The sequence below is a fragment of the Planococcus sp. MB-3u-03 genome (genome assembly GCF_002833405.1).
Classification (GTDB): Bacteria; Bacillota; Bacilli; order Bacillales_A; family Planococcaceae; genus Planococcus.
This window is the reverse complement of record NZ_CP025135.1, coordinates 2,446,969-2,459,059: the sequence shown is the minus strand read 5'-3', so window position 1 is coordinate 2,459,059 and position 12,091 is coordinate 2,446,969. Positions and strand designations below refer to the sequence as shown.

Sequence of the window (12,091 nt, the reverse complement as noted above, 5' to 3'; positions counted from 1 at the left end):
CTAAATATTTTGTATACTTAAACCATTATTTCAAATGATGGTTTTAACCTATTTTTAACTTCTGAACCATAAACTGCAGGAAACGGCTAAAGAGGTGGGGCACCATGCGAATTGATAAAGAACTTGGAACAGTAGGAAAGGAGGAAAAGCCAGCCATGAGAACGATTTTAGTGACGGGAGGGCACGGCTTTTTAGGGTCGCGCTTTATCCATGAACTCTTGATCAAATACCCGGCGTACCAAGTGGTCGCGATCGACGAGGAGGCAGAAAACGTGCCGGAAATGCTGCGGCCCTTATCAGCCTGCCAGCGCTATGCGTTTCATCAGATCGATATCCGCAATAGCGATGCGGTCGAGCAGGTATTTGAGCATTACGAAATCAGCGACGTCGTCCATTTTGCGGCGAAAACGCATGTCGGAGAGTCGATGAGAAATCCGGGGATTTTTGCAGAAACCAATGTGCTCGGCACTTTCCACGTACTCGATGCGGCGCGCAAGCAATGGATGAACGGACCGTTTGAAATGAAACAACGTTACCAAGGCTCGCGCTTTTTGCATATCTCGACCGATCAAGTCTACGGGCCGCGCGAACAAGGCTTCGCGGATGAGACGATGAAATACGATCCGATCAGCCCGTATGCGGCGAGTAAAGCGAGTTCTGATTTGATGGTGACTGGATTCCACGAAAGCTACGGCATGGATGCGGTCGTGCTGCAAGCATCGAACGTCTACGGCCCGCATCAGCAAGACGATAAGCTCATTCCGATTATTTTGCAAAAAGCCCTGTCCGGAAGCATCATTCCTGTTTATTCAGGAGGGGAAGATGTCCACGACTGGGTGACGGTCCGCGATTTCTGGCGTGCGGCGGATACCGTGTTTCATTTAGGGGATGCAGGAGAGATTTATCTTGCAGGAGGCAACGCGCCGCTAAAGACCCTTGAAATCGTCGAGAAAATCTGCGATTCGCTCGATCTTCATTTCCCGGGAAATGACACGTACAAAAACCAGATCCGTTTTGTCGAACCAGCGACCGGCGCAAAACCGCCTCATCGCTTTGCGGGTTCTTCGAATAAATTGAAACAGCAATTCGATTTCGAGCCGGAGACGGCGTTTGATGCAGGCATTAAAGAAACAATCGATTGGACGCTTTCGAAAAAGCGGCTATGGGAAGTTGTATAACACGTAAACCAAACGACGAGTGCTACGAGGTGTCCCATGATTCCATTTGAAACGGTTGAGAAACAAGGCAAGAATAGGACAGACGGGCAGATCCGAAAAATCGCCCTCGTCCATAAACATATGAAAGCGGGCGGCGTCGAAGCATTGATCGTCCGCATGTCGCGCTGGCTGGCAGAAAACGGCTATGACGTGAGCGTCTATCTCTACAGCAGCGGCGGCCCTCTCCTTAAACATCTCCAGCAAATCAACAAGCTTAAAGTCATCGTCCGGGACAACGGCAAAGAACCGACGCTCGATTTGTCGGTATTGAACCAGCTTGTCAGGTCTGATAAATACGATCTGGTGTATTCCTTCAGTCCATCAGGAATGCTGTTGTCGTATGCGGTGCCTGCGCAGCTGCGCTTATCGGGCGTCTATCAGCCTGAAATGTACAAGCTCGAGCGTAATAAAAAGATCATCCGTGCGCTTAAGGTGATCGATAAAGAATTCCATCAAAAGCTCGTGTTCATGAATCCGACAGTGCGGCGCTATACGGCGAGTGCACTTGGGACAGAAGTGCCGGAACAATTCATGCCGCCGCCAGTTGAACAAGGAGCTAAAGACCAACAGCTCGGCAGCCCGCATTCGAGGCGCATCGTCTCGGTCGGGGCGATTCAGCAATTCACCACGCATTACGCGCAAGTGATCGAATTGATGGAAGAGCTCATCCAAATCGATCCAGAGTTTACTTACCATATTTACGGAGAAGGACCGGACGAAGCACGTTTACGCAAAAGCATTGCGGAATCCGAAGCGCGCGATCATATCTTTTTGCATTCGATGCCAAGAAGCGGTGCGATCGAAGAAGTGCTGCAGGACTGCTTTTGCTTTATCGGCTCCGGTGCGGTGATGATTCAGGCGTGTGGATCGGGTGTCCCGGGCATCACGTCGCGCGCCAATGATGCCGAAGCGTTATCGGAAGGCTATTTTCACGAGTTGCCGCCTTATGAAGTTGGGGAATCCTACTGGGAAGCGCCGGAGACCTATGAAATCGGCGAACTCGTAAAAAACCTGCTAGTCTCGGAAAACGTCTACCGCAAAGTAGCCGAGCGCTGCAAACACAAAGCACGCAAATTCGAGATTGATACGGTGATGACGGAATTCATCGAACTTGCGAATGGTAAATTGACTCACGAGGAAAAAAGTAGCGAATAAGTAACATCGTTAATTTGTCTGAAAGTTCTTTCAAAACATTATGGATAAAGGGTTTTAGACAAAAATGGAAATTTTATATCGATTTCATATATCATTTGGTCTATGAATTGGGAGAATCCTGCTGTATACTAAAAATTAGATAATACAGGAAGGGACTCCAGTCACTCCCTGAATAAGCAGAAAGCAGGTGGAGCAGGATGGATTTTGCTGAATACCAACACCGCTTAGAGAAAAAATACGGGGAACCGATCGAACAAATCATGCGCACCATCTACATCGACAAAGATTACGGCCCTGCCACTGGCGCCCAGGAACTTGGGATCCCGCGGCAAGTGTTTATGCATTTCGTCCATGAACTTAATTTAAAGCCCGATAAGCTGCAGCGCCTATAACTATACAAACCGCCCATTTCACATGGAGCGGTTTTTTCTTTGAAAAGAAATTGTTACGAAAATGCGGAATTATACTGTATATATAGAAGAATGAGGAATAACGAACCGGTTTAAAATAAAATAAGATAATTATTTTTAAATAGTAGGTATAAATATTCAAAAAGGACTAGTCAAAAGGGATTAAAAGGAATATAATAGGTACATCTTATAATACAACACCGTATATAAACGCTATTCGCGGGAGGAGTGCCGGGGGACATGAAGGACTACGAACTGGTAAAGAAGCAATTGGAGAGAGAGCATAAACAAACGATTGATGACATTATGTACAATTACTATATCGAGAAAGATCTAGGCCCGGCGGTCGGTGCAAAAGAACTGGGCATCCCGCGCCGCGCATTCGTCTACTTCGTCCAGCAATGCGAGCTGCGTGCCTCAAAGTTCGACCTCATTAAAAAAAAAGCACTGAACTCCGGTGAATTGATGGCTGCCCTTTGAGGGTGGCTATTTTCTTTGTCCGGCGAGTCCATGCTTTTTGATATCATAAAGATGAGGAGGCAAGTGATGACTAAATATATAATATACTTGCCGTTTTTTATTTTTGTGTTATACATGCCGGTAGTTCATATCGCATCGTTGGAAATATGATTGCCCTTGGGGTGATCGCCCTGACGTTCATTCCGAAAATCAGCAAACAACTGCACAAGCCAGCTCGGGTGAAACGGAAAGCGAAAGCGGCTCTTTATACTTCGCTAGGCTTGGTCTTGGTGCCGTTGGTGATGTATACGATAAGTGAGCTAGAAGGGATAGATGTTGCAGCATTTTTCTTTGGCGTCGCATATCTTACTGATCTTTCTGTTCGGTAATTTTGTCTTCGGCATTCCCACTTCGCTCATTGCTGATTGGGCGACTGTGCGTACGGAGAAGTTCTGTGTTTTATTGGCCTTGTTGATCCATATTGCATTTGACTTTATTTCGTACTTATTCCTGCATGATTATGTAATCTTCGCGGTCATTTCAGCTATTGTGTTCTTTGTAGTGGATGAGATCTTGCGAAAAAGAGAAAAGCCCATTCAACAAACAGAAATGTCTACAGTCCAAATATGACAGCAATCAAAAAACTGCACCCAAGCCACTTAGGCTCAGGTGCAGTTTTTCTTATTATTCCGTTGCTTCTTCCAATTCCAAATGCTCTTTTAAAGTTGATTGGATTTCTGCAAGTTCTGCGTCGTCCATCATATAATACCAGATGCCGTTGATGGTTTCGCCGTAGCCGTCTTCAACAATCATCTGATCAACATTGGTAACGGCGTCTTGGTAATTGCGCTGCACGTCGACCATTTCGTCGAAGGTCATGTTCGTGCGGACGTTTTGCCCGAGCGCGTCAAAGATATCTTTGTAGTTCCAGAGGCTGTTAATGGAAGCGCCTTTTCGCATAACGCCTTGAATGACTTGTTTCTGGCGGTCTTGGCGCCCGAAGTCGCCGCGCGGATCTTCGTAGCGCATGCGGACATACTCCAATGCTTCTTCGCCGTCTAAGTGAATTTCGCCTTCCTGAAAGTTATCAAACGCGAGTGAGTTGTTGACGGTCACGCCATCCACTGCATCGACGATATCTTCAAAGCCTTCCATGTTCACTTGCACGACGTAGTCGATCGGGATATCAAGTAAGTTCTCGGTCGTGTTCATCGACATTTCGATGCCGCCGAATGCATAGGCGTGGTTGATCTTGTCTGTGGTGCCGCGCCCGATAATTTCGGTGTAAGTGTCACGCGGGATGGAAACCATTTTGGTCGACTGTGTTTCCGGGTTGACGGTCATGACGACCATCGTATCCGAACGGCCGCGGTCGTCTTCACGTTCGTCGACGCCGAGCAGTAATACCGAGAAAGGATCTTGCTGGTCGAACTCGACGATTTCAGTCCGTTCAACAGACGGCTGTTCGCGTTCGACTGGTTCGTGCATCGTATCAAGTGTCGTCGTGAAGTTCGAGTAGACGCTATAGGCGTAGATGCCGCCAGCGATAAGTGCCAGAAGCAATGCAATGAGCACGTACTTGGGCCATTTTCTTTTCTTTTTCATGTCGTTCCTCCGTTAGTTCGCGATAAAATAATTTGCTAGTTCAGTTGCCCAAGTTTCAGCGCCCTTACTATTAGGGACGGCGTCTTCGGTCAAATGTTCCTTCAAAGCGATGTCGTCTGTGTCGGGCCATGCATCCCAGTGCTCAATGTACGGATGGCCGTAAAGATTCGCGAATTCCTCGAGTGCCTGCACTTGTGCCAGATAGAAGCCGGCGCCATAAATCGGCTGCGGTGCGTGTAGGACAAGAACTGCATCTGGATTTTCTGCTTCCAGGCGGGTGGCGAAGTCACGGACATCTTTGCGCTCATCTTCAATGGAAATGCGGTCGTTGTTCATAAGCGTCATCGGCTCGAGCAAAACTAGATCGTAGCCGGCGGATAAATCCACGCTCGGCAAATTGTAGGATGTTCCTTCTACTGGCTCAATCGCAACTTCAATCGAATCGCCGTATGCTTCATCTAATGAAGTCTTCAAGCGTTCCGCATAACCTGGATCGCCGGATTCGATTGCTTCAGATCCTGCAATTAATAGTTGGAGCGTTTCGCCTTCGGTCCCTTTTTGAATGAACAGCTCTTGGACTTGTTCATCCATATTGGCGAAGAGGTCGGTGTTCACAGATTCGCCATTTTTTTCTTCACTTTGTGTGTTTTCGGTTTCGCTCGTGGTGTTTTTACTTTCGGTGCTTGCTTCAGCGTTTGTGCCGGTAGCGCCTTGCAATTTGTCCTGCCAAGATAAGTAAGAATAGACAAGGATTCCTAGACAAGCAAGGACTGCAACGAGCCCTCCTAATTTATACAACTTCATACTTTACTCCTTTCAAAAATAGCCATTTATATAAATTAAAGATAGCATAAATCCATCCTTGTTCCTATATAACTTTTAAAATTGGAAGTCCAAATGGTATATTCCTGTGATATACTGTCTTATGTTGTTTAAATTTGTCTATTATTTAAATTGAAATAGAAGGAGCCATTTACTACATGGAAGAGACTATTAGCTTACAGGATTTATTCAAAACCTTAAAGAAAAACCTCGGAATCATTGCCTTAACGACAATCCTGGCACTCACAATTGCGGGAGCGGTTTCGTTCTTATTCCTGACACCGATTTATGAGAGCGCGACACAAATTCTTGTCAATCAAGAACAGTCAGAAACCAATCAAATGATAAATCAGAATATACAAGCTGACTTACAACTTATCAATACTTATTCAGTTATCATTAAGAGCCCTGCAGTTTTAGACCAAGTGATTGAAGAAGTAAGTTTAGATATGAGTGCAGAAGACTTGACGGAGAAAATCACTGTGGACACTGCTGAGAATTCGCAAGTTGTTAACGTCGTAGTTCGCGATGAAAATCCATCACAGGCCGTTGAAATTGCTAATACAACCGCACGAGTATTCGAAAACGATATTAAAGAGCTGATGAATGTCGATAACGTCTCGATCTTATCGGCAGCAGTATTAAAAGAAAATCCAACCCCGGTTGAACCAAACCCTATTCTTAACATGGTGATTGCGGCGGTTGTTGGTTTAATGCTCGGTGTTGGTATCGCATTCTTACGTGAATACTTGGACACATCGATGAAAACTGAACATGACATTGAAGATATCCTTGGCGTGCCATTATTAGGCGTGATATCGCCAATTAGAGAAGAAGCGAAAATGGAATCATCTCCTACTACTAATAGAAGAAAGAGAGGGAATGTGAATGGCCAAGAAGAAACAGCTACAGGAAACCGCACGTAAAGTCGTTACGCATACAACGCCTCGCTCTGTCGTCTCCGAACAATTCCGCACTTTGCGGACGAACGTCAATTTCGCATCGCCTGATATGGAACTGCGTTCAATCGTTGTCACTTCCGCTGCACCAGGTGAAGGGAAGTCGACAACATCTGCTAACTTAGCAACAGTTTTTGCACAAGAAGGAAAGACAGTCTTGCTCGTAGATGGGGATATGCGTAAGCCCACAACTCATTACACATTCCATATGCCAAATACTATTGGACTGTCAAACGTCTTGACGCGCCAAGCGACAGTAGAGGATGCAATTCGTCCAACGACAATTGAGCGATTAGACTTGATGACATGCGGACCAATTCCGCCAAACCCGGCAGAACTATTGGCATCCAATGCAATGGGGATGCTCATTTCTGATTTAAAGAAACGTTATGATGTCGTCATTTTTGACGCTCCTCCTGTATTGTCCGTGACGGACGGACAGGTTCTAGCAAATAAATGCGATGGCGCCATTTTGGTTGTCAATTCCGGAAGCACGGAAAAGGAAATGGCCGCAAAAGCTAAAGAAGCAATCGAAGCTTCCAATAGCAAATTAATCGGCGCCGTATTGAACAATTTTGAGCTGGCAAAAGACAGCTATTATTACCAATACTACGGTAATGCTGAAGAGTAAAAGGGGGATCTCCTCCTTTTGCTTTTTCTTTTAAATGCTACACCCATTTTTTTCAAAGAAAGAATTAGAACAAGCCATAATTGTCAAATCTATCAATCACAAACTAATACATAGAGAACTCTTATAGAGAAATGAATACCTGGACCTGAGAAATGATTGCCTAGCAACAGGAGGGAACTAGACATGATCGATACGCACTCACATATATTACCAGCGCTGGATGACGGTGCAGAAACGATGGAACACACAAAACGGCTATTGGATATGGCAGTAAATGAGCAATTGACGGGCATTATCGCGACGCCGCACGGCCACCACCCGAACTTCAAGACAGACATTGCAGCGCTTCATATGCAATTAAAGACAGTGAAAGACTATGTAAAAGAAGCGCAATTGCCGCTTGAAATCTACAGCGGACAAGAATGCCGATTGTCGGATAAATTGCCGGAACGTCTCGCTAATGGCGAAGCCCTGACTTTAGCGGAATCTCGCTATGTGTTATTAGAATTGCCTTCATCCGGCATTCCAGCTTATACAGTTCCTGTTATTCAGCAATTGATTACGTCTGGTTATATCCCGATTATTGCTCACGCAGAGCGCAATCAAGGCATCATACAAAAACCTGAGCGTTTGAAAAAGCTATTGATTCACGGTGCCATGGCACAAGTTACAGCAGGATCACTTTCAGGTAGTTTCGGCAAAAGCATCCAAAAGACTGCGCTGCAGCTGATCGATGCGAATATGATACATGTATACGGTTCGGATGTGCACAGTGAAGATGTGCGGCCGTTCCATTTCAATGCGGGATTAGATGTACTCGAGAAGAAGAACCGTCACCAGATGATTGACATCCTCCTCGAGAACAATGACCGCATCCTCCTGGACCAAGATTTGTATGTTCTTGAGCCACAAGACATAGAAAAGAGTAAGTGGTGGAATATCTTTGCGTAAAAAATAATTTTTTAGTATTAATTTTACATTTGCGCCCTATCTTTACTCGGTAATACATGTTAAAATTAGCAACGGATTTCCATTAATCAAGTATAAAGTATTACTTGTATACAGGTACATAATCATAATGCGGTTTGTTTAATTAGGTATAATTCATAATAATCTCTTTTAAAATTTTCTTTAGCTCTAGATTTATATCTGTTTTTTAATCCTGTAACATTAGTGTTTTTCGCTTTTATGTTAGCAGATGTTACTTTAACCTTTATGAAAACCGTATTAATTTGTGTTCTCTCGGTGTTCTGTACACAATATTACTAAGAATAAATGGATTAATAATTACTCATTGGAGGCTACCAAATGAAAAAAGTAACTAAGGCAATCATACCAGCCGCTGGCCTAGGTACTAGATTTTGCCAGCAACTAAAGCAATGCCAAAGGAAATGTTACCTATCCTCGATAAACCTACGATTCAATACATAATCGAAGAAGCTGTGGCTTCAGGAATTGAAGATATTATCATCGTAACTGGTAAAGGAAAAGAGCTATTGAAGATCACTTTGATAACAATTTTGAGCTAGAGGCAAATCTTTTAGAGAAAGGAAAACTGGACCTGCTTGAAAAGTTCAGCAAACTTCAAAAGTTGAAATCCATTACATACGTCAAAAGAACCTAAAGGTCTTGGGCATGCTGTCTGGAGTGCAAGGAAGTTCATTGGCAATGAGCCATTTGCTGTATTACTTGGGGACGATATTGTGCAGGCAGAAAACCGGGATTAAAACAATTGATCGACCAATATGAAATCACACAAAGATCTGTAATTGGAGTTCAGCAAGTTCCAAGCGAGAATACTCATCGATATGGAATTATTGATTCAACTAAAGCTGAAGGAAGGTTGCATCAAGTTAAGAACTTTGTTGAGAAACCAGTACAAGGAACTGCGCCTTCTAATTTAGCAATTATGGGGAGATACATACTTACTCCAGAAGTTTTTGATTTTCTTGGTAAACAAGAAACTGGCGCCGGCGGAGAAATACAATTGACAGATGCGATTCAAAAGTTAAATAAGTCGCAAAATGTTTTTGCTTATGATTTTGAAGGTAAGCGTTATGATGTTGGAGAAATGCTTGGGTTTGTAAAAACTACTATCGAATTTGCAATGCAAGATCCAAAATTAAAACGAATTATTAGACTTCATTGACGAATTGAAAATAAATTTTCTAAAGAATTAGTATAGGGGATGAAAATGAGGGCACCAGAAACTGAGTGGGCGTATAAATCTGAACTAATTCATGAAGAAGCTTCGAACATTACCATTGGTTATAAATTAGCAAAACGTACAATAGATATTTTAGGTTCTCTTATCGGATTGTTTATATTGTTCTTAGTAATGTTACCGATGTCGGTTTTTATCTACTTGGAAACAATAGAGGTTCTATTTTTAAACAGGAACGTATCGGTCAAGGTGGGAAAATTTTTATATTTATAAATTCCGTTCTATGATTAGGAATGCTGAAGAAGTATTAAAAAGACTCAAAGTTATATGAAAATATGTAGCAAGCAGCTATAAATTAGAACCAGAAGAAGATCCGCGTATAACTGCATTTGGGAGATTTATAAGAAAACGAGTTTAGATGAATTACCTCAATTTTTCAATGTACTTAAAGGAGATATGAGTCTAGTAGGTCCGAGACCAGTGGTTCAAGTTGAACTAGATGAATATGGTGAGAAAAAGATAAATTTTATCAGTAAAACCCGGCATAACAGGACACTGGCAGACTTGTGGCAGAAGTAATATTAATTATCCAGAAAGAGTTAATATTGAACTTTATTATATGTATAACCAAACTTTTTATTTGATTTAAAATACTGTTCAAGACTATCGTACAAGTGCTGCTGAGAAAAGGTGCATATTAAAATAGTGTAGTAAAATTATAGCGAGAAATATTTAAAAAGATGTACTTTAAAAAGTGTTTGATAAGGGCATTTAATGAAAATTGTGGAGGAAAAATGATTTCTATTGTGATATTAAATTGGAATTCAAAAGAAAAGTTAATTGATTGTTTAGCATCAATAAAAACACACTAAACAGAAGCATGAAATAATTATTGTTGATAATGGTTCAACCGATGGAAGCATTGAATTTTAAAAGATGAGTATCCAGAAGCCAAAAACTAATTTGTAACTCTGTTAATATGGGAGTTGGTCCAGCAAGAAATCAAGGAATGAAAATTGCTGCGGGAGAATATGTATTAATACTAGATGTTGATACAATTTTAAAAATAGTGCAATTGATATATTAAAGAAATACATGGATGAGAATAGAAAAGTAGGTATAGTTGGAGCAAAACTATTAAATCCAGATTTGAGTATTCAAATGTCATGTAGAAACTTCCCAACTTTATATACTAAACTTTCTAGCAGAATAACTAAGTTATCTCAAAAAGACTAAATCAAGAACAATTAAAGCATTGGGCGCATGATAGTGTTGAAAGCGTGGGTTATCTTTTGGGGCGTGCCAACTAATTAGAAGAGAAGTAATATGTGAAATTGGAGTTTATGATGATAAGATTTTTACGGTCCAGAAGATATAGACTATTGTCTTAGAGCCTGGTTAGCGGGTTTTGAAGTGAAATATAATCCAAATGCAATTATTATTCATGATCATCAAAGAATTACTAAAACACTTTGAATAAAATGACACTAATACATTTGCAAGCATTACTTTACTACTTCAAAAATACCATAGTTATTTTACTAATAACTATATAAAAAATAGGTTTAAATAGAGAATGGTATAAATTTTTATAAATAGTGTAGTGGAAGAAGTCAAAGATTTATATAAAAATCAATTTCCAACTACCATTATTAATCTATGCTTTATATATTAAGTTAAGAATTTTCATGTGAATTAAATTTAATTGCTAATGAATGCGAGGAATTACATTGATTAAGGCTGTTCAAAGTCATCTAAGATGGGCTATAAAGAATGCTTCTTATAAAATTTTAAAATGAAAGGTTTCGAAAAAGTTATAGTTAATTACAGTAATAGTGTATTTTACTTCAAAAATTAAATTTTAGTAATGTAAATAAGAATAGTTCCTTTGCAGATATTTTGAATTACAAAGCCATATTGAAAAACATTTTAAATGCGAAGAGTTATATAAAGGAAATTCTCTTTATGGCATTTCAAGCGCCTTCAGAAAATATGCTGGACATCATCGTAAAATAAATGCTTGTATAGAACATGGTGTTTATTTTGGAAGCTACGTTGATTTAAAGGAAACAAGTAAAAGCGGCTTTCCTGCGGTAATAACATTTAGTGAAAATAGGAAAAACATATTAAAATGAAACAAAAAGCCAGTTTTTAGTTGGTCCATACATTAGTTATGTTGAAAGTTTTTACAATGAAACTAAAGTGAATTTGCTTAAAGAAAAACTTGGAAAAACATTGTTAGTATTACCGGTTCATTCTATCGATAGACTAGTTACTAATTATGACATTAAAAGTTTCATAAAAGAAATAAATAAAATAAAGTATGCGCACGACTTCAATACTGTTTTAGTTTGTCTATACTGGAAAGATATTTTGCTTGGAAGAGATGAAATTTATAAAAACGAAGGGTTTACTGTAGTCTCAAACGGTTATAGAGAAGATCCTTATTTTTGAGTCGATTAAAACCTTTATTGAGATTAGTGATCATACCATTTCAAATAGTATTGGTACTCATATAGGATATTCTGTTGCCATGGGAAAACCTCACACTGTAATAAAACAAGATTTAGAATATAAAGGGCCACTGATCTAGATTTAAAATCTGAAAGCGTATTAGCTACGAGCTCTTTTTAGAAAAGAAGAAGTTTTTAAGGTGTTTAAAGATTTTG

The 12,091-nt window shown here is 40.9% G+C and carries 11 protein-coding genes and 2 pseudogenes; 11 read left to right on the top strand and 2 right to left on the bottom strand.

Translation table 11 applies throughout. The features are described 5' to 3' along the window. Positions 1-155 precede the first annotated feature (155 nt). From CW734_RS13590 to CW734_RS13570, 5 genes are all read left to right on the top strand, one after another. Positions 156-1,178 carry a dTDP-glucose 4,6-dehydratase gene (locus tag CW734_RS13590; protein WP_157824167.1) on the top strand — a complete coding sequence of 341 codons (1,023 nt, stop codon included), beginning with the start codon at positions 156-158 and terminating at the stop codon, positions 1,176-1,178. 36 nt (positions 1,179-1,214) lie between these two features. Then, positions 1,215-2,372, top strand: a complete 1,158-nt coding sequence (locus tag CW734_RS13585; RefSeq protein ID WP_101191048.1) for a glycosyltransferase — start codon at positions 1,215-1,217, stop codon at positions 2,370-2,372. 197 nt (positions 2,373-2,569) lie between these two features. Next, positions 2,570-2,764, top strand: coding sequence for a hypothetical protein (locus CW734_RS13580; RefSeq protein ID WP_101191047.1), 195 nt, complete (start codon positions 2,570-2,572; stop codon positions 2,762-2,764). Between the two features lie 258 nt (positions 2,765-3,022). Further along, positions 3,023-3,262, top strand: a complete 240-nt coding sequence (locus CW734_RS13575) for a hypothetical protein (RefSeq protein WP_101191045.1) — start codon at positions 3,023-3,025, stop codon at positions 3,260-3,262. Between the two features lie 312 nt (positions 3,263-3,574). Continuing rightward, positions 3,575-3,871 carry a hypothetical protein gene (locus tag CW734_RS13570; protein ID WP_101191044.1) on the top strand — a complete coding sequence of 99 codons (297 nt, stop codon included), beginning with the start codon at positions 3,575-3,577 and terminating at the stop codon, positions 3,869-3,871. 54 nt (positions 3,872-3,925) lie between these two features. Here the strand turns inward: CW734_RS13570 and CW734_RS13565 are convergent, their stop codons facing one another. After that, positions 3,926-4,846 (bottom strand): LCP family glycopolymer transferase, encoded by a 921-nt coding sequence (locus CW734_RS13565; RefSeq protein ID WP_101191042.1) that lies wholly within the window; start codon positions 4,844-4,846, stop codon positions 3,926-3,928. Positions 4,847-4,858: 12 nt separating this feature from the next. After that, the gene (locus CW734_RS13560; protein WP_101191040.1) at positions 4,859-5,650 is read right to left on the bottom strand and encodes an SGNH/GDSL hydrolase family protein; all 792 of its coding nucleotides are present in this window, start codon (positions 5,648-5,650) and stop codon (positions 4,859-4,861) included. A 176-nt stretch (positions 5,651-5,826) separates the two neighbouring features. On the opposite strand from CW734_RS13560, the gene CW734_RS13555 reads away from it, so the two are divergent. The 6 genes and pseudogenes from CW734_RS13555 (at position 5,827) to CW734_RS20110 (ending at position 10,509) form a co-directional block, all read left to right on the top strand. Then, on the top strand, positions 5,827-6,594 hold the full coding sequence (locus CW734_RS13555) for a YveK family protein (RefSeq protein WP_101191038.1): 768 nt from the start codon (positions 5,827-5,829) through the stop codon (positions 6,592-6,594). Further along, the gene (locus CW734_RS13550; protein ID WP_101191036.1) at positions 6,557-7,258 is read left to right on the top strand and encodes a CpsD/CapB family tyrosine-protein kinase; all 702 of its coding nucleotides are present in this window, start codon (positions 6,557-6,559) and stop codon (positions 7,256-7,258) included. The genes CW734_RS13555 and CW734_RS13550 overlap by 38 nt, the downstream gene beginning before the upstream one ends. Before the next feature lie 183 nt (positions 7,259-7,441). Next, positions 7,442-8,209 carry a tyrosine-protein phosphatase gene (locus tag CW734_RS13545; RefSeq protein ID WP_101191035.1) on the top strand — a complete coding sequence of 256 codons (768 nt, stop codon included), beginning with the start codon at positions 7,442-7,444 and terminating at the stop codon, positions 8,207-8,209. A 357-nt stretch (positions 8,210-8,566) separates the two neighbouring features. Next, a pseudogene (gene galU / locus CW734_RS13540) lies at positions 8,567-9,407 on the top strand (UTP--glucose-1-phosphate uridylyltransferase GalU). Between the two features lie 189 nt (positions 9,408-9,596). After that, positions 9,597-10,123 (top strand): annotated as a pseudogene (locus CW734_RS19455) (sugar transferase). 260 nt (positions 10,124-10,383) lie between these two features. Continuing rightward, complete coding sequence (locus CW734_RS20110; RefSeq protein WP_442956974.1) at positions 10,384-10,509, top strand: glycosyltransferase family 2 protein; 126 nt, start codon at positions 10,384-10,386, stop codon at positions 10,507-10,509. The last annotated feature ends 1,582 nt before the right edge of the window (positions 10,510-12,091 follow it).